The organism is Hirschia maritima DSM 19733 (assembly GCF_000378345.1).
Lineage (GTDB): Bacteria > Pseudomonadota > Alphaproteobacteria > Caulobacterales > Hyphomonadaceae > Hirschia > Hirschia maritima.
On the sequence record NZ_KB899544.1, the window covers coordinates 978429 to 1004999 of the forward strand.

Here is a 26571-nt window from a genome sequence, read left to right on the forward strand (position 1 = left end):
TTTAAAAGGCTATCGACTGAAGTTGATAGCCTTTTTCATTTGTAGAATTTACTTGATTTGCTCACTAAGAATTAGGACTTTTCTGTATAAGTGAGCAATCATGTGCAATTTTTAAGGTAATGATTGCCTTATGCACGGAGAAATTAATATTTGAGGGCTTGCGCGAAGTCGCTTGAGATCAAATATTGAAGCCTGAATGTTACGAGTCGTATCAATCGATATGACGATAGCCAAAAGACTGCGAGATTATGCACGATCCAATTGAGACCGCGATGAACCTAGTGCCGATGGTGGTGGAACAAAGTAGCCGTGGTGAGCGCGCCTACGATATTTTTTCACGCCTTCTTAAAGAGCGTATCATTTTTGTGACTGGTCCTATTGAAGATGGCATGGCGACTTTGATCACTGCTCAATTGCTTTTCCTTGAGTCTGAAAACCCTAAAAAAGAAATTTCGATGTATATCAACTCGCCGGGCGGTGTTGTCTCATCAGGTTTGGCTATCTACGACACGATGCAATACATTAGTGCACCTGTGTCTACAGCGTGTATTGGTATGGCAGCTAGCATGGGCTCATTGCTTCTTGCTGCTGGAGAGAATGGAATGCGCTTTGCTACGCCAAATGCGCGTATCATGGTTCACCAACCATCTGGCGGATATCGCGGTGTAGCTTCTGACATCGAGCGTCACGCTGATGAGATCCAAGGTATCAAAAAGAATTTGAACAATATCTATGTGAAGCACACTGGTCAGAAGTATGATGCGATTGAGAAAAAGCTAGACCGTGATAGCTTCATGACATCTTCTGAGGCAGTGGATTTTGGTATTATCGATCGTGTGTTCGAGAAGCGTGCCGGTCCGGAAGAATAGTTTTTCAAGGCGTTTGTATTTTTAAAACGTCATAATTTAGCTTTGAATCTCGGTTTTTGTGTTAATCGATTAGTCAAAGCTTTAGTGTATACTCTCGTAAATCGGGAGAAACCTCTCGGAAACGATTGGTGAGCTAAAATAGCGTATTGGGTCGCAAAAGGTGAGATAGGCCTCGCCGGCGGCCCCACAAGTTGAGGTGTCTATGACCAAGAACGCATCAGGTGGCGATAGTAAGAGCACATTGTATTGCTCCTTCTGTGGTAAGAGCCAACACGAAGTTAAAAAGCTGATCGCGGGGCCAACCGTTTTCATCTGTGACGAATGTGTCGAACTTTGTATGGATATCATCCGCGAAGAAAACAAGACGACGCTTGTTAAGTCTTCTGAAGGTGTACCAACACCTCAAGAGATTTGCGATGTTCTTGATGATTATGTTATCGGACAGGGCCAAGCTAAGCGAGTTCTGGCGGTTGCAGTTCATAACCACTATAAACGTTTGAGCCATGCTTCTAAGAACGGTAGCGATGTAGAGCTGGCGAAGTCTAACATTCTACTCGTGGGTCCAACGGGGTGTGGTAAGACGTTACTAGCGCAAACACTTGCTCGTATTATTGATGTGCCGTTTACAATGGCAGATGCAACAACACTTACCGAAGCAGGTTATGTAGGTGAAGATGTTGAAAACATTATCCTGAAACTCCTTCAAGCATCTGATTACAATGTAGAACGTGCTCAGCGCGGTATTGTTTACATCGATGAGATCGATAAGATTTCTCGCAAGTCTGATAATCCATCTATTACACGAGATGTATCAGGTGAAGGTGTACAGCAGGCTCTCTTGAAGATCATGGAGGGAACAGTAGCTTCTGTGCCTCCACAAGGTGGACGTAAGCACCCTCAACAAGAATTCCTACAGGTGGATACAACAAACATGTTGTTCATTTGTGGTGGTGCTTTTGCTGGCCTAGATAAAGTGATTTCTGATCGTGGCCAAGGTTCTTCGATTGGTTTTGGTGCTCAAGTATCAGACCCTGATGAGCGCCGTGTGGGTGCTGTTCTTCAAGATTGTGAACCGGAAGACCTAGTGAAATTTGGTTTGATCCCTGAATTTATTGGTCGTCTACCAGTTATCGCGACTCTAGAAGATCTAGATGCTGAATCATTGGTTGAGATTCTTACTCAGCCGAAGAACGCGCTGTTGAAGCAGTACCAGCGCCTATTCGACATGGAGAGTGTAGAGCTTACATTCTCAGAAGATGCGCTTATGGCTGTTGCAAATAAAGCTATTGAACGCCGTACAGGTGCACGTGGTCTACGTTCAATTTTGGAAGGTATTCTACTCGACACAATGTTTGAATTGCCAAATCTTCGTGGAATCGAAGAAGTGGTGGTGAATGCTGAAGTTGTTGAAGGGCGTGCAAAGCCGCTTTATGTACATGGCGAGAATGCTGCAGAAACGGGCGAAGCCTCTTAATTGAGTTAATTCGTGATAAATATGCAGTAAAAACTGTATTTAAGTGATTTTATGCGTCCGTCATGGGTTGAAGCCTGTGGCGGACGCATCCACATTTAAGGCATGGAATGATTATCCGTTTGCGGAGAAACATTCAGCCTAAGAAATATAAGATCAAGATGTGTCATGCCGATATTGGGTGATAATGTCTTGCAGGAGAAGTAAATGTCTGAACGCAAATCCCTCCCAGTCCTCCCACTGCGTGATATTGTTGTGTTTCCTCAAATGGTGGCTCCACTATTTGTTGGACGCGATAAGTCTGTGCGTGCGCTTGAGGAGGTGGGAAGCGAAGGCGGTGAGATACTCTTAGTAGCTCAAAAAGATGCTGGAACAGATGATCCTGTTGCTGAGGACCTATTTGAAACAGGTGCGATCGCAACCATTTTACAATTGTTGAAATTGCCTGATGGCACGGTGAAAGTCTTGGTTGAAGGAAAGCAACGTGCGAAATTGCGCGAGCTTGTTGATCAAGGGGATTATTATACAGCCAATATTGAGACAATCGAAGAGCCTCTTGAGGAAGAAGAAGGCGAAGCGTCAGCTCTCATGAGAACTGTTGTTGAGCAGTTTGAAGGTTATGTAAAACTAAACCGTAAGATTCCGCCTGACACTGTCGGCAATGTATCGCAAATCACTGACCCAGGACGTTTGGCTGATGCTGTGTCCGCGCAATTGTCTATCAAGATCACAGAAAAACAAGAATTACTCGAACTTGCGAGCGTTTCTGAGCGCCTTGAGAAAGTCTATTCGCTTATGGAAGGCGAGATCGGAATGCTTCAAATGGAGCGCAAGATCCGTAACCGCGTAAAGCGTCAGATGGAGAAAACTCAACGCGAGTATTATTTGAATGAGCAAATGAAAGCCATTCAACGTGAGTTGGGCGATCAGAATGAAGAAAAAGACGAATTAGCTGAATTAGAAGAAAAGCTAAATGCTCTTGATCTTCCCGAAGAGGTGCAGACGAAAGCGAATGCTGAGCTTAAGAAGCTTCGTCAGATGAGCCCTATGTCTGCTGAATCAACAGTGGTTCGCAATTATCTGGATTGGGTTCTGGCGTTGCCCTGGGGAGAACGTAAGGAAATCAATACAGAACAAAGCGTTGCTGAAGAAATCCTTGAGGGTGATCACTATGGTCTAGACAAGGTCAAAGAGCGTATTCTTGAGTATTTAGCGGTCCAATCACGTACGAAAAAATTGCGCGGTCCTATATTGTGTCTAGTTGGTCCTCCCGGTGTTGGTAAAACATCGCTTGGGCATTCAATTGCTAAAGCGACTGGCCGCGACTTTGTGCGCGTATCACTAGGTGGTGTGCGGGATGAAGCAGAAATACGTGGGCACAGACGTACATATATCGGATCAATGCCCGGGCGTATTATCCAATCATTGAAGAAAGCAAAAACGGGGAATCCGTTATTCCTTTTGGATGAGATTGATAAGCTTGGGCAAGACTATCGCGGTGACCCATCTGCGGCGTTGTTGGAAGTGCTTGATCCAGCTCAAAACGGTACGTTTAACGACCATTACCTTGAGGTTGATTACGATCTTTCGGACATCATGTTTGTAACCACTGCAAACTCTCTGAACATGCCGCAGCCATTGTTGGACCGTATGGAGATCATTCGCATTGCTGGTTACACAGAGGATGAGAAACTTGAGATTTCTAAACGTCACCTCATTCCAAAGATTGTAAAAGATCATGGTCTGAAGGATGGTGAGTGGAGTGTAACTGATGGTGCGCTTCGCGATCTTGTTCGCTACTACACACGTGAAGCAGGTGTGCGTAATTTAGAGCGTGAAATCTCTCGTCTAGCACGTAAAGCTGTTCGTGAAATTGTGCAGGGCGTATCTTTGTCTGTCACTGTTACTCAAGATAATCTGGCGCATTATGCGGGTATCCGGAAGCATCGTTTTGGCCTCACAGAAATGGATGATCAAGTGGGTGCCGTAACTGGACTTGCTTGGACCGAGGTCGGTGGCGACCTTCTTTCCATCGAGGCTGTTCAGATGCCGGGACCTGGTAAAGTCACAGTTACAGGAAATCTGCGCGATGTAATGAAAGAGTCGATTTCAGCGGCAAACTCTCTAGTAAAAGCGCGCGCGGCATCATTTGGAATTAGTCCGAAGGTGTTCAACAACACCGATATTCACGTTCACGTGCCTGAAGGGGCGACTCCGAAAGATGGTCCCTCAGCTGGTATTGCCATGACAACGGCTATCGTATCTCTACTGACTAATAATCCTGTATCTCGTGATGTGGCGATGACTGGAGAGATTACATTGCGTGGCCGTGTCTTGCCGATTGGTGGACTTAAGGAAAAACTTTTGGCTGCTCTTCGCGGTGGCGTAAAAACAGTATTGATTCCGCAAGAGAATGAAAAGGACCTTGATGACATTCCGGAAAATGTCAAAGAAGGTTTGGAGATCATTCCTGTGTCGTCAATTGATCAAGTTTTGGCGCGTGCTCTGACTCGTCCAATTGCTGCAATTGATTGGACTGAAGAAGATGATGCTCAACTTCGGGCTGGCTTTGGACGTACACCGCCTACGGATGGCTCCAACATCCCGCCAGCGCATTAAACGGCAATATTTTCTACCGTTTTAGGTAGGTAAATTTAAGGAAAACCTCCGTCAGAATTTGATGGAGGTTTTTTTATGAGATTTATTCGTTTTTTTTGAAATTAACCGTTGCAGTCTTTGGAAAACATGTATATTTCATGGCTCCTCAGATGGAGAGGGCGGTTAGCTCAGTTGGTAGAGCATTTCGTTTACACCGAAAGGGTCAGCGGTTCGAGACCGTTACCGCCCACCATTTGAAATCAATAGACCTAGTTCTGTTGAATTATAATTATTCTTCACGAAAATTAGTATCACAAATTCATCCTGAAATTTTTGTCCTGAATGTCAAAATTTGACTTTGGATGGTTTGCCATAATCGATGGACGTTTGGGATCGACATATTATCTTTCCCTAAGCTTGAGTGGAGTTTATTTGGGATACAGTAAGTTAATTGTGTTGCTGTCAAAGTTCTCAACGTTTGAAATTCCAATGAATCGAGCAATACGATTCAATTCGGCATTTAATCTTTGTGTTCGTGATTTTGACCATTTGAGATTGCTCTCAGACCAAAGATTTAGGATTCTCAGAGCATTGGATTTGCGGTCTGCCTTGATTTCAATTCTGCCAATAAATCTATCGCCCTCAAGCAATGGATAAACATAATATCCCCATTGCCGCTTTTTCGCGGGAACAAACATTTCAATCGTGTAGTCAAACCCAAACAGGTATTTGAGGCGCTTTCTGTCACGAATGGCTGGATCAAAAGGATTGATAATTCGAAGCCTGTTGTTGGTCGATGATAGATTTTCTATACGTGTTTCAATGTCGATTGGAGCGTATACATCGCGCCATATCCCATCTTTGCCTTCAACAGAAACAGGCATGAGAGAAGAGCTAGATTTTGCGCTCCATTTTTTCACTTCAGACAAATCGACAGCATCCCAAAAGCGCTGAATTTCTCCTTCTGAAGCGAAAGCCAATCGATCTAGTGCATTGCGGCATAACCAAGCTATTTGTTCTTTGTCTGCAACGGTTTGGCTAATGAAATGATGAGGAATTACACTCTTCGCCAAACCATAGAATTTCGTGAAATTCTCTCGATGCGAGGTGGTCAACTCTCCAGAGTACCATAGATAATCCAAGGCTAATTTGTGCGGCGGTCTAGACCACATCTTCTTTTGACCGGTAATCTTGGTATCAAACGCCTTTGTGCTCAGTGGTCCTTCGGATTGAATTCGCTTCTTTAGTTCATTCATGTTCGGCAATGCTTCATGCCAACCCCATCGCCGAGTTTGCTTTTCCAATCTTTCAAATTGCCGGGTCCAAAATGGATAAAACTCCATCGGGATCACTGACGCATCATGCGTGAAATGTTCAAAAACCTTTCTTTCATCGCGCAATAGTTTGTCGAGCATTGGTTCGCGGTAATTTTGATTTCGGCTCCACAAAATATGGTGGTGTGCACGAGCAACAACTTGAATTGTATCAAGTTGTACAAACCCCAAACGTTTGATGATTAGGTTTAGATCTAATTCTCCGGTCGGGGAGCCGCTTAGACCTTGCGCGTCTAACCACAGCCTACGCGCAGTTTGGTTTTCAATTTTGAATGCATTTGAAATTAGCGTAATTCCTTGATTAGAGTTTTATGTATGACGGTCAGTATAGTTGAATGTGATTGTATGCGGCGCAATCATAAATTTGAAATTGTATCTGTAAGCATAATGCTCAAGGTATCAAAAAAAAAGACCGTTCCATCAAGTGAAAACCATTCAGAATATGCAAGCTTCGATTGAAAGAAAACTTGATAATTGAGAGCGAAAAAATGAGTACGTTTGGTGCATTGGTAAACGGTAAAATTGTCGCGACTGATAAAAAACATCCTGTCATAAATCCTTCGACAGAAGAGGTAATTGCTGATTTTTATGTGGCCAACGAAGAGGCGCTCAATATTGCGGTGAAAGCCGCAAACATTGCTCAAAGTCAATGGTGCAACACGGACTATGATACCAGAAAGAAGTTGCTTTTAGAAATTGCTGAAATTGTATCAAATAACAAAAATGAACTCGCAAAATTGCTTACGATGGAGCAGGGAAAACCGTTTGTTGAAGCCGTTGGCGAAATCGATATGTCGATCGCAGCATTGCATCATTACTCGGAGCAACGGTTAGACTCTGAGAGCCTCGTAGAAACTGATAATTTGAAAGTTGAAAAACACTATACACCCTATGGGGTTGTCGCTGGAATTATCCCGTGGAATTTTCCTTTTGCAATAGCTATTAGTAAGCTCGCTCCAGCATTAATTACTGGAAATTCGGTCATCCTTAAACCAGCGCCAACGACTCCATTGTCTACCATGCGTTTGGGAGCATTGATCGCTCAGATAGTACCGCCAGGATTGGTACAAATATTGGGAGATGACGGCAGTGTGGGAGAAAAACTGGTGTCGCACCCCGATGTCCACAAAATATCGTTTACTGGTTCTACACCCACTGGAAAAAAAGTGATGCGTTCAGCAGCGTCACATCTGAAACGACTCAATCTGGAATTAGGAGGCAATGATCCGGCGATTGTTTTGGCAGATGCGGATGTTGCTGTTTCAGCGGCAACTATTGCTACAATTGCTTTTCTAAATTCTGGGCAGGTGTGTACCGCGATCAAGCGCGTATATGTGCATAATGATGTTTACGATGAATTTTGCGATACGGTGGTTGGTGTTGTTAACCAGTTTGTTCAAGGGGATGGACTAGATCCAGCAAGCACACATGGTCCGGTACAGAACCTAAGCCAATATGAAAAACTCGTTAGTCTTTTAACCGACGCAAAGCAGTCGGGGCGCGTATTGTTAGGCGGAGAAGTTCCAAATCAAAACGGGTATTTTATTTCACCCACTGTGATTGCGGATTTAGATGATAGTTCGCCACTCGTGAGTGAAGAACAATTTGGCCCAATATTACCAATTCTTCGTTTTGATGATGAAGATGAAGTCATTCAACGTGCGAATAGTTCTGCATATGGCCTTACAGCATCAATATGGTCCTCAGACATTGAGCTCGCTCGTCAAATTGCCCGTCAAATAGATGCCGGAACTGTTTGGATAAACAAGCATCTGGACTTGAACTTTGATTACCCAATGAGTCCGTGCAAGGAATCTGGAATTGGTGTGGAACTAGGCGACGAAGGCCTTAAGCAGTTTGCGCAATTGCATGTGGTCAATGGCTAGCCAATTTTTGTGGCATTGGCGTTTTAAATAAAACTAGGAATAAAATTGTGTTTGCTAGCACCTATTTGCAAGCAAGGGACGCTTTTCTTAAGGCTGTTTCCATTGCTGATGCACGTTTAGAAACTATCGCATTTCCAAACGGAAGTACAAAAAACGGCGACGATTTATTTGTGGATATAGCTTCCATTGGCTCCAAGAGCGCACCAAATGTGATCCTTTGTATTTCGGGAACACACGGGGTGGAAGGTTTTGCAGGTTCAGCCTGCCAAATTGATATACTAGAGCGTCTGATCGATGAAGATTTTGGATCGGATTTGAAGCTAGTATTGATCCACTCAATAAATCCGTTTGGGTTTGCCAATGGTAGGCGAGTCAATGAAGACAACATTGATCTAAATAGGAATTTTATAGATTTTTCGCAGCCTTTGCCGGACAATGATAGGGCAATTCAAGCCGCAGCTAACTTGATGCCTATAAATGGTACATTAGAAGCATATCATAAAACTGAGAAATACATTCAACTCTTGCTGGATACCAATAAAATTTATCAGGTCGCGAGTGATTTACAGCCTGGTCAATTTCAGGATGAAGCGGGTTTATTCTATGGTGGACGTGAGCCATCGTGGTCCCACGAAACTTTTCGCAAATTGTGCTCCAAATATCTGTCGGATGCAAAGAATATAGTTGCGATAGATTATCATACAGGATTGGGAGAGACGGGCGTTGGAGAACTTATATTTGTAAGTCCTCATCAAAGGGAAGTCACGAAAAAGATTGAGTCTATCTTTACAGGGCCACTAAGTATTGCAGGGGCTGAAGATTCGGTTTCGTCTGAAGTAACCGGCCCACTTATCAGCTCCATTGCAGATGAGGTTCCTCAATCAGATGTGTTAGCTGCGGCGCTTGAGTTTGGAACGTGCCCGCTTCAGGATGTTGTTTGGGCTTTAGTTATCGAAAACTGGGCAACAAGGTATTTTTCAGAAGGGCACCCTCTTTTGATTGATGCTCGAGCGCAGTTAAAGAAAGCCTTTTACTGTGAAGGAAATGAGCACTGGCAGCGAGCCATCATTGGGCGGTCAGAACAAGTTTTTGAGGAAGCCAAGAATTATCTGATGAACAACACCTAATTGTTTGCGATATTTGGCTTACTTGAAATGAGTTTGCAGTCTTTAGGTCTGATCCCAAACTTTCTTATGAAGGCGCGTGTAAAAGAGGACACTTCTGAGTACCCTACTTTGTAGGCGGTCTCATTCACTGATAATCCTGTTTCGCTTAGCAATTCACGTGCGATAACTAACCTATGATCGCGCCAATAAGCTTGAACTGATGTTCCATACACATAACGGAATCCGAGGATCAACTTAGTTCGGTTTATACCTATCTGTTTTGCTAATTCGGCTAAAGAAATGGTGTTTTCCAAGTCGTTGGTAATGATTTTCTCTGCTTCTTTGATTCTGTCAAAATCTTTTTCGGATAGTTTCAGGGGGGGGGATTCTTGATTTGATTCAAGCTCTATCATTTTTTGATAAGCGGATGATAGCAGCTCCAAAAATTTGGCCAGCATATATGTAAGGCGGGGCCCGTTATGAAACGTACACGAAGTGATGTCATTTACAGCAAGTGCCATGTTGGCATCCAACGGTAAGGCGCAATGAAAAACACCGGAGTTTTGATTGTCTGATAACCATTTAAAGTTGTCAGGAATATCTTTGGAGGAGATGTTAAGCAACGATGCAAATGCTTTGGGTTTGAGCCATAAACAGGCTACTCGCCAACTCTCCGTTTCATAGGCTACACGATCTATTTCGGAATTGGCTGGATATCGTGTGATTGTGCACGACCTGTCAGAAGTTTCAAATTTTTCTTGCCCGGTGATAACTTCATGTCCATCGCCACCCAATCGAAATTGAATGTGCAACCAATCTTCTTCCCCAATCAATTGTCGATGACGTGCAACGGCTGGAAGTGGAGCGGGAATAGCTGAACTTGCTAGCATGAAGCAATCACTGCTGAATCTTACGAGATCCTGGGTATAACGAATACCATCTTCTTCGGTTGTAATGAGAAAGCCTTGGTCATCATCATAATACATGCCTTTGGGATAAGGCTCAGCACCGTAGACCTGTTTTGCGAGGCTTCTGTTAAAAAGATCGTTATAATCAATTCCTTGCGCTGTACTCATGCTCATCCACCATGTGGTTGTTCTGCTAAGAGAGGGTAAAATCAAATTTGGCTAGTGTCTAGTTTTGTTGTGATTGCTTCCTATTGTGGCTAAAAAAGGTGCTTCCGGACCTAAGCCCGGAAGCAGTTTAATCGAGGCCTATAAAGGGGAGGCTTCGTCAACAGAATGGGTAGGCTGAATCTCTAGCAAATGGGCAAAACTTGGGGTCCGAAGTTTTGAATTGTTAAAAGCCAGAATGAATGCCTCCTCCCTAGGTCAAGACAATTAGAGCTTTGATAGCGTGATTAGAATTGCATCCAGAAGCAGTATTGTCCCGATCATCTCGGTCCAATTTTTTGTCTTTTCGGTTGTGCGGCGCAATGGCACGCATTTAACACCTTCAATGACTGTTGAGACGAATGTAGAATGCCAAACCTATGGTGAAGCGATAGTTATAGCTCTTTAACTAGAGCTAATATTGTACTGCATTTCTGTCGTGCTGTGTGAATGAGGATCTTTCGGATTGTGCACGGTTCGAAACGAAGTGATTGCTCGCTTCTTTGAAACTTCGCATCTGATGTAACCTCGTTGATCTTCGCCAATATAATCAACATGTGGGTTTTGATTTTTTGCATTCTGCACAACGGGCAACCAAGGGCACAATGAAGAGATTGAAGTCGCTGCGAAATTGTGAGCGACTCTTGCCGTCTTAGAATTCGTTGGATCTTTGTGAATTCCCATAGCAGCAGCGCAGTGCCAATCACCACTCATAACTATGGATTCGCTTGTGGAATGGTCAAAAGCATTTATTAGTTTTTGCCTCTGAACTGGGTACCCGTCCCATTGATCCATATTGAATCGGTCGCCTTCTTCTGAACCATAATTGAATGGCGCAAACCAAGATTGCTGGGCGATGATATTGAATGGAGATTCTGATCGTTTAATCCGCTCTAGCAGCCAATTTTCTTGAGTTTTTCCTGTCATGGTCAGATTCGGGTCATGCATTTCCTCGCATGCTTCCTCTGATGGGAAGCCTTGCCCGCATGGCGGTTGGGAGCGGTATTGCCGAGTGTCGAGCATACTGACTGAAGCTGGTCCCATTTCAAACTCATCATAAAGTGGGAGGTCAGCATTCACTCCATTTAATAGTACCGGTCGCTCTATTGGCATGTGCTCATAAAACGCTTGCAGTGCAGCTCTTTTTCGAATTGCAAATTCCAGAGGCGTTTGTTTTTTGGGGTCTTCGGGAAATTCTCCCGCCCAATTATTATCAACTTCATGATCGTCGAGTGAGACAATCCATGGCGCTGCCGCATGGGCTGCTTGCAATTGCGGATCGCCTTTATACAAAGCATGTCGATTGCGGTACTGATAAAGAGTAGCTGCCTCGGGACCATCATGTTGCCGGACAATTTCGTACGCCACAGTGCTATTTTTGAGCTTTAATTGGTGTTTGCCTAAAGCATGTTTGGCACCTTCATAGATGTAATCTCCCAAATGAATAATAGCGTCTGGATTCCACTGTACCAAGTCTTTATAGGCAGCATAGAAATTAGTTTCGTAGTGCTGGCAGTTTGCAAATGCTAATTTTACGGAATCCGCATTTGGGTCAGTTGTTCGCGTACGGCCTATAGGGCTGTCATCTTCTCCGAAGTAGAATTGGTACCAATATTCTCGTCCAGGCTCGAGGCCTTTGGCTGTTACGTGAATTGAATGAGCTTTGGATTCATCTGTTCGCACTAGGCCATCCAAAATGGTATTCCTCATAGCGCTATCCGAACACACTCTATATCTTACTTCTACTGCGCCTTCTGGCATGCCGCCGCCAATTGAGGGATCTGGAGCAAGGCGTGTCCACAACACAACGCTACTTGAGCGCGGACAACCTGAAGCAACGCCCAGAGTGAAGTGGTAATTAGTGCTAATTCCCGCTGAAGCGAGAGGTACCCAAAGTGGAGCACTTAAAGCTGTAAAAAATCGTCTCCTGCTAAACATGATTATCTCTCTAAATCAGCCAGTGTTCCATTATCACAATTCATTCCGCCGAGTGATATTGCCCAACCATATTTGTAACAACCATGTTTGTTGGTAAGAAAAAATTGCCCGTGAGGTAGTAAAACTAGTCTCCAAGCTCTCACGGCGCTACCGATATAATTGGGTAAATTCCATTAAAAACTTAGCTGTTTTACATTAAATGATTACGGAAATAATGGAGAAGTAGTATTTGCTGGGGCTTGAAACTAGAGCGGTGTGAAGAAGTACTTCTTTCGTGCGCTGCTCAATTCAACGTAGTTTTGTTGTGCTAAATAATTAGTTATAAAAACAATAGCATATTATTGTTTCTGTGACGTTTAGACAAATACATTATCGTTGAAAAAATCTATTTGGTAGGAATTGAAGTGACGAAGGATTATCGATTTCCACAAGACTAAATGGAAGCATTGAGCAAGCCGAATTAAATGTGGCAATCTTCTTTTCCCATGTCGCAGGTTTTTTCGATTTTTGGAAGAATTGGGGTGTAATTTTGCAAATTGGCGATCATTTACAACGGTCCATTCACGTATACTTTGACATCAAACAACAGTCACCACAGCGATAAGCATCGCGTTTTGAATGTCAGAGGAATTAGATGATCAGTACAGTTTTAGCCACCCGTTCTTCGACTAAGCAGTCGCGAATTAGGACAGTATTGTTAGCTAGTTCAGCCTTCTTATTGGCATCTTGTACCGGAGAAAATATTTCCACTCCTGAAGCATCTGAATCTAGCGCGAATAAACTAGCTTTCTCGCAAGCTGGTGCCATTACGAATGAAAGATTGAAGGGTGCCCATTCGGAGCCAGAACAATGGTTGACTGGTGGTCGCGACTATCAACAATCCTATTATTCTCCTCTTGATAAAATCAATGAAGGCAATATCGATCAACTCGGTGTCGCTTGGACTTATGATATTGATTCAGAAGATGGTTTTGAAGCAACGCCAATAGTTGTCGATGGTATGATGTACGCTAGTGGCCCTCGTGGATCGGTGTATGTTTTGAATGCAGAAACTGGTGAGGAAATTTGGACATTTCTCCCAGAAATAGATCCCCAAATTTATCGCAAGGTTTGTTGTGGCGTGGTCAATCGCGGTCTAACCGTTTGGAAGGGCAATGTGTATGTAGCATCTTTGGATGGTTACCTTTATGCGCTTGATGCCAAATCAGGAGATATTGTTTGGAAAAGCGATACAATTGTTGACCGTGAAAGAGGTTACTCCGTTACAGGTTCACCTTATATGGCCGGTGATTTGGTTATAATCGGAAATAGCGGAGCAGAGCTCGACGCGAGAGGTTATGTAACCGCATACGACTATAAAACTGGTGAAGAGGCCTGGAGATTTTATACAGTACCGGGCAATCCTTCAAATGGGTTTGAGCATCCTGAATTGGAAATGGCAGCAAAAACTTGGGATGAAAACAGTCTTTGGGAAGCTGGTTTGGGGGGCACCGTTTGGGATGGTATGGCTTATGATCCTGAGCTGGATCTACTGTATGTTGGGACAGGAAATTCAGCACCTTATCCCAGAAAATTGAGGAGTCCTTCAGGCGGAGACAATTTGTTTCTTGCGTCCATTCTGGCAATAAACCCCAAAACTGGAAAACTTGTTTGGCACTATCAATCTACACCTGGTGAGAATTGGGATTATACAGCTACTCAGAAAATGATATTGGCCGACATGGTGATAGAAGGTGAAAACCGGAAAGTTATCATGCAAGCTCCCAAGAATGGTTTTTTCTATGTGATAGATAGAGAAACGGGTGAATTGATCTCTGCAGACCCTTATGTTCAAGTCAATTGGGCTAGTCATGTCGACCTCGAAACAGGTCGTCCCGTTGAAACTGGGCAAGGGGAGTATTTCGAAGAACCTAAACTTGTTTTCCCGGGGCCTGCAGGGGGGCACAATTGGCAACCAATGGCTTATAATCCAGGCACTGGGTTGGTGTATATTCCGGCCATGGAAGCCCCAGCGATTTTTTCGATGGTTGATGCTCCGTATTCATACCAAAAAGGGCAACCTCATTTTGCCGCCAAATACATTTTCCCTGTACCGGGTCCATGGGGGTTCGGGTCGGAAATAGCATCAGATTTGCCACCATTTTCTGAACTATCCGAGGGCCAGCCTGACCCTACTGTGAAGGGGATATTGAAAGCTTGGGACCCTGTGCAAAAGAAGGTTGTTTGGGAAGTTGATACTTCTGCGCGTTGGACAGGACAATTGTTTTCTGTGTGGAATGGTGGTGGAGTTATGACCACTGGAGGAGACCTTGTGTTTCAGGGGCGTGGTACCGGTGAATTGGCGATTTTAGATGCCAAATCGGGACGTGAACTTCATGAAGTCAATATAGGCACAAGCATGATGGCAGCTCCGATGAGCTATCAATTGGGAGACAAACAATACGTCGCTATAATGGCTGGGCTAGGCGGGGCGCTTGGAAAACAACATTTGCCAGGTACCGCTGCGTATGAATTTGGAAACAAAGGTCGAATTGTTGCATTGGAGCTTGGTGGAGGGGAAGTGCCCATGCGAAAAGCAAAAATTCATTCCCAATCTAATACCTTGATGCCACCAGTTTCTCGGCGTGGGGATGCGCAAACTATCGAAATGGGAGAAGGCCTTTTTGATAGAACTTGTCGAATTTGTCATGCCAATGCAGGTGCGGCACCAGACCTGACTAAAATGGATCTCGTCGCTCATGAGACGTTTCTAGACATCGTTCTGAAGGGAGCACGAGCAGATAAAGGGATGGGATCGTATGAGGGGGTAATTGATCAGAATGAAGCAGAAGCTATTCACACATTCCTCATTGATAAAGCATGGCAAAACTACGAAAGCGAGGTAGATCAACCTGCCCCACATCAACCGGACGCAGAATGATCCATAAAAGTAGAGATCAATTTATCAAAAAAGCCTCTGACTTTCGAAAAGTCAGAGGCTTTTTATTTAGGAATAACTGTCTAAGATGCTATTTTTGTTGTTCTAATTGTTCAAGCAAATTGGTGAGATCTCTAACCAACCATTCAGGACGGAATTGGTGGGCAGAATGTGGGGCACCAGGATATTCGATGACTGAAATAAGTTCTGGGTGCAGCTGACGAAGTTTTTCATTTTGATCTGACAAGTGAATGTGATCACCAATTGGATCAATCACAATCATTGGCACGTGCAGATTGCGGAAAGTAATCAACGGATGCACACGTCTCCAAGACTGATGCAGCATAGGAGTAACGTGAGCTTCTGCTGGATTAAATGCTGCTTTGGTGCCATCTCCCCAAAGTTTAAGTCCATCGTGACGATATTTAAATTTGCCTTCTTCAGTTTCGACAATTAAACTCGCTAGCATGGCGTACTTGCTTGCTTCAATCTCCTCCGGCCACATCATTTGAAACAGTTCTATTAATTCCTTGAACGCGTCAAAAAAGCTTGGAAATAGTTTTTCACTATTAGGGCCGTACGATAAATCTAGGTCTTTCACCAAATGATAATTTTTCTCCAAATGGCCCTGAACATAGTATGATCCCCCATCTTCAAGCACTAGCGCAAGTGTGCGTTCTGGGTAGTGATCGTAGAAGGTGGTGGAGATAAAACCACCAAGTGAGAGCCCGCCTATAACGGCCTTTTCCATACCTAGTTCATCCATAACTGCGCGAATATCATCAGCTAGATGAGAAAGTGAAAAATCGTAGTTAGAAACTTTCGTTTCACCATGTCCTCGAGAATCCAAGGCAATCACATGAAAACCTGCTTTTGCTAGGTCATCTCCCACTTGCATTAGTCCAAATGAGCGACTTGAATAGCCATGTGACCAGATTAGTGGAATTCCTCCAGGTTCACCCCATTCGAGGTAGAACATATCAATTCCGTTCACAGTAATTGATTTTCCATGGTCTTTGCGAACCTGTTCGTATTCTTGAATTGCCAGTTCTAAGTTTTTGCGATTCTCAGTTGTATCTGCAAAATTGAGATAGCTAGGTGTTTGCACTACTGATGTCGTTGCTTCTTCGGGCTTGGGTGGTGTTGCGCAAGCCGAAAGGCAGAATAAGCTTGCTGATGCTGACATGAGTATCTGACGAGCGTTAAGTTTAATGATCATGAAAATGCTTCTCCAGTTGCAAGGCAGATTGAAATTACGCGCCTGAAATATTTGGAAAAAAAAGTATTAGTTTACCCAACCAGTTAAGTGAGCGTTCAAAACAATAAATTGATGTTCAATACTCGGATTTGTTCCAAATTATACAGAGCATAAAGAGTAATTGGTTATTCTCTATAAACGCCTTTTCTGATGAAATAAGAATATCATGATGCTTTTCTTTGCGGTATCGAATTGAATTGTCCGTTCGGTTCAAGTTTTATGCTTCAAGACACATTTTAAGACGTTTGTCGCTATTGGGGTGTGCAAAAGTCAGTGGTGTGCTGGCGGAGGAGTGGATGGCATGAAAGATGTGACATCAGTATCCAAAATCACCCAAGAGTTATTGAATGCTGGATATAGTTTTGAGGATGTTACCAAAATCTGGGGAGGTAATTTGATGCGTGTGATGCGTGAAGTTGAGGCGTTTAAAGAAACTTATCGCGCATAACTTTTTATGAAGATATTGGCTCAATATTGGCCGATATCGTGTTCAAATTGAACTTATTCTTGAAAGCTCAAGCTCAAGCTCAAGCTCAAGCTCAAGCTCAAGCTCAAGCTCAAGCTCAAATTCGAATTTTTCTGAGATCTATTTAGTATCTGTTCGTGATTGTTTTAGTTCCGAAGAGATGAGTGGTTCTTTACAGTGCGAACATCCTACGATTGGGTCGAGTTCGTTCCCACAGATTTTATGATGAAGTAAGACAGGCGGGCCTTCGGTGGAACCGTAATACTTGTCGCCCCAGCGCATCAACATGAGCAATACGGTGTAATAATCATATCCTTTATGAGTAAGCCAGTATTCAAACCTGTCTGGTCGTGTTTGGTACAACACCTCAGTTAGAACGTTGTTTTCAACAAGCCAGTTGAGGCGTTCAGAAAGAATGTTTGTGGCGATTGCAGTATCGTTTAAAATATCGTCATATCTGCGAATGTTCGTGAACACAGAGCGAAGAATTAAGCTGGCCCATCGGTCGCCCAAAATTTCAACAGAATCCGTATACAAAAGGTCCAATTCCGATAGGTTGTCTCGGCTTCTGTTTTGTCTGCGTCTGATGTAACTGGCTTCCATCAAGCCAACACCTGGTCCTTCTTTCCACTCTAAATCTTTGGATTTGATAATTTGCTTGCAATGACCGCAAATAGGTTCAGGGTTTGTAGGAGAGCCGCAAGCAGTGTGAACTAGTTGCACATCGAATTTTGTCGTCTTAGTTGACCATTTTTTTTCAAAACGAAGCAACATCATAGCAACCCACTCCAAGTCCAACCCTTTCGGAGTGAATCTATATTCATAGCGGAGAGGTTTTTGGCTGTAGGGTTCCTTAAAAACGATGTCTGCTGCGATCAGTTTTTTTAGGCGATCTGATACGACTGATTTAGGCAATTTTGTTCGAGTTTGAATGCTCTTGAATTGGCGTTCGCCTAACCAGATTGTTTCCAGAATTAGTAAAGTGGGGACGTCGCCGATATCATTGAGGGCACGCCAAATAGAGCATGTTTTGATTAACCTAGGAGCGTCTTGGGCTGTCTCTGGAGGCGTGTTCGGTTGTATAGGCTGCATATCAAATCGGATTACTTTTGGAGACGTAAGTTTAGACTAAGAAGTTATACTGTATATAGGCAAATGCTTAGACTCAAGAAAATCTATAGTTTAGTCTTTATGTATGTACAAAATATACAACAAACTCAATTAAACTTGCAAAATAAAACTAATGTACGTGTTTTGGTTAGGCGTGAAAAAGCGATTTGGTTTCACTAAAATTGATTTATATTTCAAATATTTGGGAAAAATAAATATAAGTCTGATATTGTTTCTATTTTAAGTATTTCAATGACATCATATAGTAACTTGCATTGACATACCTACTATGGCGGTGCAGGATTTTTACTCAACGCGAATTTAGTTCAAAATAATAAATGACAATTGTCGCAGCGTTTGAGGGAGGAAATTATGAGGAATTTGTGGACAAGAATTGTCCTGCTTGGAACAAGTTCACTGGTGTCAGTCGGAGCGGCAATCGCTCAAGATCAAACTGAGACGGATAATGGACCAAAGTTAGAAACGATTGTTGTAACAGCGCAATCTCGACAAGAGAGTTTGCAGGATGTCCCTGTGTCGGTGTCCGCAGTTGATTCAGAAACTATTTCGGCCCGCAATCTATCGAATGTTGAAAATCTGACTGATTTGGCTCCCAATTTCACTTATACAGAAACAGGAATAGCGACGAGCTTCTTTCTGAGAGGAATTGGATCTGGCATCAATCAAGGGTTTGAGCAGTCTGTAGGCGTGTATGTTGATGGCATCAACTTCCCTCGTGGACAGCAGGTGCGTGCACCTTTTTTTGATGTAGAACGGATCGAAGTGTTGCGGGGACCGCAATCAATTCTGTTTGGGAAGAACTCGGTTGCTGGTGCAATCAGTGTCGTGTCTGCAAAACCTACAGACAGTTTTGAAGGATCAATGCTTGGGTCATATGAGTTTTTAGATGGTGAAAGCCTAATTGAGGGAGTCGTATCTGGGCCACTCAGTGACCGTGTTCGAGCGCGCGTTGCGGCAAGATTTAAAGATGCGGACGGTTATTTAGAAAACACAACGCTCAATCAGGATGAACCCCAAAAAGAAGAATTGTCCATTCGCGGAACCTTGGAATTCGATGTTACGGACAATTTATTGGCAACCCTCAAAGCTGAGGTAAGCCGCTTTGATAGTGTAGGGCGTCACATTCAAATTGATAATAGCGCGCCTGCAGTAGCTGGGCCTTTTGCTGGATTGCATTATGGTCAGATACTCGCCAGTCCTTTGTTTAATCAGCATCCGAGTGTGCTAAATGTAGTTCAAGATGATGTTCGTTCTTCAAATGGTGACAACAGCAACAATGATAGCCAAAACTATCAATTAGTATTGGATTATGACCTTAACGGGTTTGAGCTTAAAGCGACTTCGAATTTTCAAAACTTTGAATACGATGAATTAGCGGATGTGGATTATACAGGTGCTGATGTCCTCTCCGGCCTTCAGAGTGAAGAATACTCGCAGTTCTCTCAAGAATTTAGACTAACATCTCCAAAAAATGATCGCTTTGATTACATTCTTGGAGCTTATTACCAATCCTCTGATCATGAATACGCTGCTGACCTAAACATTGCCGCAACATCTGTTTTGGTACCTGTTTTAGAAGCTGCATCACCGGGAGCAGGATTGGGTATTGCAGGAACAGGAACTGACCGTCTTTCCACAGCGGATTCAAAAGTGCTCTCAGTGTTTGCCCAAGGAAATGTCCTTTTTAATGATGATTGGTCATTGCAGTTAGGTGGACGTGTAACTAGGGATGAACGTGATGGATTTAGACGTATGATCGTTACAGCGCTGGGCGGCGGTGATTTACCTGCCTCTCAAGCTGCAGCGGCACCCTTAACATACGCGGCTTTGTTTCAGATCACTTCTACCAATCTTGAAGCGCTTGGTCCTTTTGGTGCGCCATTTGTTGGTGCTCTAGGTGAAGGGCAGGTTTCGGCATCTTTTGAAAAAACGTCTTTTTCTCCTGATGTGAAGCTAGTTTACACGCCAAGTGATGACGTGATGATGTATGCGAGCTGGACACGTGGGAGTAAAGCGGGAGGTTTCGATTTCCTGGCAAACAATAAAGGTTCTGCTGCGACGTTTGAGGAGGGTTTCGTATTTGATGAGGAGATCGCTTCCAACTATGAAGTCGGTGGAAAGTTCTCATTTGGCGGAAATGTTGAGTTAAATGCGGCGGCATACTTCACACAGTTTGAGGACCTTCAAATCTCGATATTTGATGGTGCATTGGGCTTTAACGTCGGAAATGCAGCTGAATCAGAGATCTTTGGGTTGGAATTAGATGGGCGTTGGGCGGTCACAGACCATTTACGTCTATCAGGTGCGTTTGCTTACACAGATTTTGAATTTACTGACTTTAAAAATGGTCAATGTTATTTCGGGCAAACACCTGATTTTGCAAACGGGTTGTGCGACTACACTGGAAAAAGCAATCAATTGGTATCTGAGTTTGCAGGAAATTTGACCGCCGACTTTGATATTCCTCTCGGTGAGAGATATGAGCTTGCGGGGCTTACTGCTTTGAATTTTGCAAGTGACTATGATGCTTCCATCACTTTTGATCCTCTTGGAAAAGAGAATGGATATGTTGAAGCTGATTTGAGGCTGGCATTCCGTCCAGTGGACCGCAAATGGGAATTTGCTGTTCTAGGCGAAAACCTCACAGACAATGAACGATTGACATTGAATGGAGACGCACCGTTGGCAGGATCAACATTCGGATCCAAAACGACCTATGGCCTGTATACTCGGGGCCGGAAAGTCTCAGCTCAATTCAAAGTGCACTTCTAAGAAATATATTTGAATTTGGGGAAGGGAGATATTGAAGTTAAGTTGTCTCCCAACTTTTGTAGCTCTAGTCCTTATATCGGACTAGAGCTTTTTTTAGCGTTTACTTCCATTCGTAAATGAAACCGTTAAGTGCCGATGCTACTCGCTCTTTTTGGTCTTGGGAGTGGATTGCAACCGACGCAACTAATCCCTTTTGCTTATCGTCTTCAATATTGGTGACGTGAGCTTCAATTCCATTGGCTTTAAGCGTCTCGTTGAAGACGCGCTGTATTGCGATTTTCCGCAAGTCTAGTTTGGAGATTTTGCCAACAGGAGTGAGCGGCAAGTGTTCCAGTATTTCGATGTGCTTCGGCCAGGCAGCTTGTTCACTTATCTTGCTTTTTGCGTACTCAATGAGTGAAGTCGCCGTCGTTTTAGAGCCTTTTTGCAGTGACACATATGCGCATGGTGTTTCACCAGCGTGTTTGTCTGGCTGTCCTATCGCTGCCACCAATTCAACATCAGAGTGGCTATCAAGTGCTTCTTCAATGATTGAGGGATCAATATTGTGTCCGCCCCTTATGATGAGATCTTTTTCGCGACCTGTTATCCAAATGTAACCGTCTTCATCCACATACCCTCTATCACCTGTTCTGAGATACCCATCATCCGTGTACACACTGTCATTATCTGAAGCATTTCTGTAAATTTGAGTGTCGCAAATGCCAGGGCCTTTCGCACAGATTTCACCCACTTCTCCTACTTGAGCTAGTGCTGTGTGGCCGTTGCCAGAAGTTCGGATTTGAACATCGCTGTAGGGAAAAGGGATTCCAACTGAGCCTATTTTCTTCATGCCTCCGATCGGGTTGCCTGTCAGAACGGCAGTGGCTTCAGTTAGTCCATAACCCTCCACGACCTCGATGCCCGTTGTTTTTTCAAATCTGTTAAAGACGTCGACGGGGAGAGGAGCCGAACCTGACAGAAGTAACTCAACAGATGAAACATCGGCATTTATTGGATGTTCCATAAGGGCAGACATCGCTGTAGGAACAGCAAGAATGAATGTAACTTTCCATCTTTCTATGAGTTTCCAAAAGTTATCTAAAACTCCATCCCCTCTGAAACCAGCAGCAGTTGGCAGGACAACATGAGCTCCGGAAATGACGGCGCTGCAAACCATCCCGTGACTTCCAAAAACATGAAAAAGTGGAAGAGGGCAGATCGCTACACTTTTGTTGTTGAGTAGGAAAGTTCCTCCTAGCCAGCCAATGTACAAAACTCCTGTTTGCATATGGTCGACAACTTTAGGAGTTCCAGTTGTTCCACCTGTGTGAAAGCTTGCGACAACCCTATCATTCTTTATGTCTTCAAAATTTAGTGTCGGTGTTTGAGAAGTCAGAGCGTCATTGAAAGATATTTGTTTAATGTCTTTGTATTGAACAGCTTGCTTGGACAGGACTTTTACTGCTGTTTTTTTCAATAAAGGAAGATATTGAACGAGGTCGACTTCTATCACTGTTTTTACACTGGGCGTGTTTTGAACGGCTTTGGAAACGCGCTCGGCTATATCTATTTTGGGAAGTTTGCCGAGGGTCACCACAATTTTTGCGTTTGTGGCATTAAGTATGGATGCAATGTTATCGGCTTCCAATAGCGGATTTATGGGAACGACAATTCCCGAAACCATCCCCGCTAAATAGGTGAGAACTGCTTCATTGCAATTGGGCAAAATATACGCCACAGCGTCTCGTTCTGTTAGACCTTCACTTCGGAAGAAATTGGCCAATTGGACGGAATGATTGTGAACTTCGCGCCAATTGAGGGTTTTGGCTTTGCAAGATTCTTTTGATTCCATTTGAAAGCTAAATGCGGGCCTATCGGGCCATTTTTGTGCGGCGTTGTGAATGCCAGAATAAATTGTTTGAGGAATATCTCGATCCAAGAAATTGCATTCATTTTCAATAGCATTTCTACTCTCGTAATCTGAAAAACTAACCATTTTCTCCCCGTCAATCTCGTCTTAAAGCGATCATCTTTATTGTAGGTCTTGTATTGCAAGTTACTTGGTGGTTATAAAAAGGTCAATGAGAATGATGTGAGGTTAGAAAATGCCAACTTTCATTTATGACGTTGTGCGAACACCGCGTGGTAAAGGTGTACCTGCAACAGATGGTGTAGCTGGTGGTGGATTAAGTGAACTTGCACCGCAAGAATTGATAAGTCAGTTGGTTAGTGCGCTGGCGCAACGTTCTAAATCGGATCTACGCGATCAAATCGGCATGATGATGTTGAGCTGCGTTGGACAGGTCGGGTCTCAAGGTGGACATATATCGTTAGTGTCCAAATTGGCATCAGGGATCAATCAAAACTCCGCTGCTATTACGCTCAACAATTACTGTGCTGGTGGATTGAGTGCCGTGAATTTAGGAGCAGCATGGGCGAAGAGCCAATCAGATAAGTTCATCCTTGCTGGTGGAGTGGAGATGCTCTCTCAGGTGCCTTTCTTAGCAGATAAAGCTCATTTTTATACCGATGCAAAAACTCGTGAGAAATTAGGATGGTTGCCAGCTCCTATGGGGTCTGAACTTGTTGCGGCATTGGAAGGTTATTCCAGAAATGATTTGGATGAAGTTGTGCTTCGATCTCATCAGCGAGCTGCTGCTGCACAAGCAAATGGTAATTTTGACCGAAGTTTAATTGCGGTTCAAGCGGAAGACGGCAGTGTTGCTCTCGAACAAGACGAATGGATACGACCAAACCTAACATTAGAAAAACTGGCGCGGCTTCCTGCATTGTTTCCTGATGCCACAATGAATCGCTTGTCAGAAAGCAAGATGAAAGAACGTTTTCCTGACTTGGAAAGCGTTCAATTCAATCACTCGCCTGGGCATGTTCCTGGATATTCTGATGGTGCTGCTTTGGCGCTACTTGGTGATCGTGAAGTAGGTTTGAAAACTGGATTTAAGCCAATAGCTGAGATAGTGGCGCAGGCTGAAGTAGGCGGGGATTCTATCTTACAATTTGGTGCTGGTTTTGAAGCAATGGAAGAAGTGCTTTCTAAGGCCGGCATGTCATTGAGTGATCTAGACCTAATAGAGTTTATGGAGGCTTTTGCTGCTCCGCCGCTTCGTTTCGAACGTGTTTACAAGCCGGATATGGACAAGGTGAACGTGAATGGTGGGCATTTGGCAATGGGACATCCGATGGGAGCAACTGGCGCGGTATTGCTTAGCACCTTGCTGGATGAACTGATCCGAAGAAATCAAGAAACGGGTATGGTTGTGACCTTAGGGGCAACCGGAGTGGGATCGGCCCTCATTATTCGTCGCGTATAAACATCGAATTCAAGATAAAAAAAGACGGGGAGAAAACTCTACATGGCAAAGCTAGTAAACAAAGTTAAGTCAACGCTTTCGGAAAATGACCATCCATACCTTAATGGAGCATGGACACCAAATTTCGAAGAATATGATGCTGACGACATGGAAGTCATTGGTGAAATCCCAGCTGATATTGATGGCATATATGTTCGAAACACAGAGAACCCAGTTCACGATGCAATAGGCAAATACCACCCTTTTGATGGTGATGGCATGTTGCACATGATGAAAATTGAAAACGGAAAAGCATCCTATAAAAACCGCTTCATCCGGACACGTGGTTTTAACGCTGAGCAAGAAGCAGAAGAATCCCTGTGGATTGGTTTCACCGGAAACCCAAAAAAATCTACTAGAGCTGGTTGGGGTGCGCATGGGCATGTGAAGGATAGCTCTTCCACTGATGTTGTTGTTCACGCAGGAGAGATACTATCGACTTTTTGGCAGTGTGGTGAAGGTTACCGGTTGTCGGCGAAGGATCTCGATACCTTGGGGCTTGAAAAGTGGGTGCCTTATGATGGTATCTCGGCTCACCCAAAAGTGGATTTGGAAACAGGCGAGCTGCTGTTTTTCAATTATTCCAAACATGCGCCCTACATGCATTATGGTGTGGTCGGTGCTGACAACAAACTAAAGCATTATGTGCCGATAGATATTCCAGGATTAAGACTGCCACATGACATGGCTTTCTCTAAAAATTTCTCCGTGGTGAATGACTTTCCATTGTATTGGCCGGAAGAGCTTTTGAAGATGGATAGGTATGTGCCAATCTATTATCCAGATAAAAAATCTCGTTTTGGAATTATTCCAAGATTTGGGAAAACAGAAGATGTAAAGTGGTTTGAGGCTGATCCAACATATGTCTTGCACTTCACAAATTGCTATGAAGATGGTGATGAAGTGGTGCTGGATGGATACTTCCAGAAAAAGCCATGGCCAGCTCCCTTGGAAAGCATGCCGGATGCATATAAAATTATTGGTGCAGGGTTGGATTTGCATTCGCTTCAACCTCATCTGCATCGTTGGCGTTTCAACATGGACACTGGTGAGACACAAGAAGAGCGTTTGTGCGATGAAGAATATGTGGAATTTGGTACGATTAATCCGCAATATTATGCTCAAAAAAACCGATATGTTTATTCCGCTCTAGGTGAAAAAGGCTGGTTCCTTTTTAGTGGGTTAGTCAAACATGATTTGGAAAACCGTTCGGTACAAAAATACATGTTTGGTGAGCAGAGATATGGTTCTGAAACGCCCTTCATTCCGCGTAAAGATGCTACTTCTGAAGATGATGGATACTTGATTAGTTTCATCACGGATATGAAGTTAAATCGATCCGAATGTGTTATTTTGGATGCAAAGAACATTGAAGCTGGGCCAGTATGCCAGATTATTCTTCCACATCGTATTTGTAGTGGCACGCATGCTGTTTGGGCGCAGGCGTCAGAACTGAGTAGTGAGGCATAATTCTATGGCCAGTATTGTTCGGTTTTTTATAGTGCAGATTATAGCTTGTCTCTCTTTGGCGCTTGCATGGTATACCGGAAAAGATGGTGCGCAATGGAGTGGTCTTCCTGTTCTTTTCATTTGTGCGGGGCTTGCAATCATAATCAATTGGCTGGCGTTTATTCCTTCAGCTATCGCTAAGACAGAGAAATTCTATGATCTGACGGGTTCTATTACCTATGGTGTTGTCACGCTTGCAGCTGTGTTGATGGTGGGCAGTATGGATCTGCTTAGATTGATCGTTGCGGGTATGGTGCTTGTGTGGTGTGGACGTCTTGGTTCCATGTTGTTTTCACGCATTAGTAGAGACGGTGAAGACAAACGTTTTAAAGAGATTAGAAACAATCCATTACGTTTCTTTGGAGCATGGACAATCCAAGGGGTATGGGTAGTTGTAACTGCCATTTGCGCATTGGCTATCATTGTATCCCAAGAAGAAAAAACAATAGGTCTTTTCACATATATCGGTATGGGAATGTGGATAATTGGTTTTGTTTGTGAAGTCGTCGCAGACAATCAGAAACTGGCGTTCAAAGCTCAAGCAGAGAACAAAGGAAGGTTTATAAATTCTGGATTGTGGGCATGGTCACAACATCCAAACTATTTTGGAGAGATATTGCTTTGGAGCGGTATAGCCGTAATCGCGATTCCGATTCTGAGTGGAACCGCTATGTTGGCGTACATTTCACCATTCTTTGTTGCTTTTTTGCTTCTGAAAGTTAGCGGCATTCCTTTATTGGACAAGCAAGCAAAGGAAAGATGGGGGGAAGATGAAGCATATCAAGAATACTCTCGACGTACCTCTAAACTCATACCGCTGCCACCGAAGCGCTAAATACCTGTTGGTCTCA

17 protein-coding genes and 1 tRNA gene are annotated in these 26571 nt (G+C 43.7%); 12 read left to right on the forward strand and 6 right to left on the reverse strand.

The genetic code is table 11. The features are described from left to right. The first annotated feature begins 248 nt into the window (after positions 1-248). The 4 genes from F551_RS0104635 to F551_RS0104650 all read left to right on the forward strand — a co-directional run bounded on the left by F551_RS0104635 (position 249) and on the right by F551_RS0104650 (position 5191). On the forward strand, positions 249-869 hold the full coding sequence (locus F551_RS0104635) for an ATP-dependent Clp protease proteolytic subunit (RefSeq protein WP_026296650.1): 621 nt from the start codon (positions 249-251) through the stop codon (positions 867-869). 202 nt (positions 870-1071) lie between these two features. Then, the gene (gene clpX / locus F551_RS0104640) at positions 1072-2343 is read left to right on the forward strand and encodes an ATP-dependent Clp protease ATP-binding subunit ClpX (RefSeq protein WP_018996322.1); all 1272 of its coding nucleotides are present in this window, start codon (positions 1072-1074) and stop codon (positions 2341-2343) included. 204 nt (positions 2344-2547) lie between these two features. Beyond that, the gene (gene lon / locus F551_RS0104645; protein ID WP_018996323.1) at positions 2548-4959 is read left to right on the forward strand and encodes an endopeptidase La; all 2412 of its coding nucleotides are present in this window, start codon (positions 2548-2550) and stop codon (positions 4957-4959) included. A 156-nt stretch (positions 4960-5115) separates the two neighbouring features. Beyond that, a tRNA-Val gene (locus F551_RS0104650) sits at positions 5116-5191 on the forward strand. A 175-nt stretch (positions 5192-5366) separates the two neighbouring features. Here the strand turns inward: F551_RS0104650 and F551_RS0104655 are convergent. Continuing rightward, entirely contained in the window at positions 5367-6443 is a 1077-nt protein-coding gene (locus tag F551_RS0104655) for a winged helix-turn-helix domain-containing protein (RefSeq protein WP_018996324.1), read from the reverse strand. A gap of 317 nt (positions 6444-6760) precedes the next feature. Between F551_RS0104655 and F551_RS0104660 the strand changes: the two genes are divergently transcribed. Together F551_RS0104660 and F551_RS0104665 are read left to right on the forward strand one after the other, a co-directional pair. Beyond that, positions 6761-8158, forward strand: a complete 1398-nt coding sequence (locus F551_RS0104660; RefSeq protein WP_018996325.1) for an aldehyde dehydrogenase family protein — start codon at positions 6761-6763, stop codon at positions 8156-8158. A gap of 47 nt (positions 8159-8205) precedes the next feature. Beyond that, the gene (locus F551_RS0104665; protein ID WP_018996326.1) at positions 8206-9285 is read left to right on the forward strand and encodes a DUF2817 domain-containing protein; all 1080 of its coding nucleotides are present in this window, start codon (positions 8206-8208) and stop codon (positions 9283-9285) included. Here F551_RS0104665 and F551_RS17080 read toward each other — a convergent pair. Continuing rightward, positions 9282-10340 (reverse strand): helix-turn-helix domain-containing protein, encoded by a 1059-nt coding sequence (locus tag F551_RS17080; protein WP_051089136.1) that lies wholly within the window; start codon positions 10338-10340, stop codon positions 9282-9284. The genes F551_RS0104665 and F551_RS17080 overlap by 4 nt on opposite strands. A 441-nt stretch (positions 10341-10781) precedes the next feature. Further along, a complete protein-coding gene (locus F551_RS16260; RefSeq protein ID WP_033404391.1) occupies positions 10782-12314 on the reverse strand; it encodes an alkaline phosphatase D family protein in 1533 nt (510 codons plus the stop codon). A gap of 634 nt (positions 12315-12948) precedes the next feature. Between F551_RS16260 and F551_RS0104685 the strand changes: the two genes are divergently transcribed. Beyond that, positions 12949-15234 (forward strand): PQQ-dependent dehydrogenase, methanol/ethanol family, encoded by a 2286-nt coding sequence (locus F551_RS0104685; RefSeq protein WP_155825763.1) that lies wholly within the window; start codon positions 12949-12951, stop codon positions 15232-15234. An 88-nt stretch (positions 15235-15322) separates the two neighbouring features. Here the strand turns inward: F551_RS0104685 and F551_RS17085 are convergent, their stop codons facing one another. Then, positions 15323-16450, reverse strand: a complete 1128-nt coding sequence (locus F551_RS17085; protein ID WP_018996331.1) for an alpha/beta fold hydrolase — start codon at positions 16448-16450, stop codon at positions 15323-15325. Positions 16451-16748: 298 nt separating this feature from the next. Between F551_RS17085 and F551_RS17270 the strand changes: the two genes are divergently transcribed. Beyond that, a complete protein-coding gene (locus tag F551_RS17270) occupies positions 16749-16937 on the forward strand; it encodes a membrane dipeptidase (protein ID WP_267878872.1) in 189 nt (62 codons plus the stop codon). A 138-nt stretch (positions 16938-17075) separates the two neighbouring features. Here the strand turns inward: F551_RS17270 and F551_RS0104705 are convergent, their stop codons facing one another. After that, complete coding sequence (locus tag F551_RS0104705) at positions 17076-18047, reverse strand: winged helix-turn-helix transcriptional regulator (protein ID WP_018996334.1); 972 nt, start codon at positions 18045-18047, stop codon at positions 17076-17078. A 390-nt stretch (positions 18048-18437) separates the two neighbouring features. Here F551_RS0104705 and F551_RS16270 point away from each other — a divergent pair, with 390 nt between their 5' ends. After that, complete coding sequence (locus F551_RS16270) at positions 18438-20858, forward strand: TonB-dependent receptor (RefSeq protein ID WP_018996335.1); 2421 nt, start codon at positions 18438-18440, stop codon at positions 20856-20858. A gap of 100 nt (positions 20859-20958) precedes the next feature. On the opposite strand, the gene F551_RS0104715 is transcribed toward F551_RS16270, so the two are convergent. Then, positions 20959-22836 carry an acyl-CoA synthetase gene (locus tag F551_RS0104715; RefSeq protein WP_018996336.1) on the reverse strand — a complete coding sequence of 626 codons (1878 nt, stop codon included), beginning with the start codon at positions 22834-22836 and terminating at the stop codon, positions 20959-20961. A 109-nt stretch (positions 22837-22945) separates the two neighbouring features. Between F551_RS0104715 and F551_RS0104720 the strand changes: the two genes are divergently transcribed. Genes F551_RS0104720 through F551_RS0104730 form a run of 3 tightly spaced genes read left to right on the forward strand, consistent with a single transcriptional unit; the run spans position 22946 to position 26555 of the window. Then, a complete protein-coding gene (locus tag F551_RS0104720) occupies positions 22946-24172 on the forward strand; it encodes an acetyl-CoA C-acyltransferase (protein ID WP_018996337.1) in 1227 nt (408 codons plus the stop codon). A gap of 42 nt (positions 24173-24214) precedes the next feature. Further along, positions 24215-25681 carry a carotenoid oxygenase family protein gene (locus tag F551_RS0104725; RefSeq protein WP_018996338.1) on the forward strand — a complete coding sequence of 489 codons (1467 nt, stop codon included), beginning with the start codon at positions 24215-24217 and terminating at the stop codon, positions 25679-25681. A gap of 4 nt (positions 25682-25685) precedes the next feature. Then, on the forward strand, positions 25686-26555 hold the full coding sequence (locus tag F551_RS0104730) for a DUF1295 domain-containing protein (RefSeq protein ID WP_018996339.1): 870 nt from the start codon (positions 25686-25688) through the stop codon (positions 26553-26555). Positions 26556-26571 lie beyond the last annotated feature (16 nt).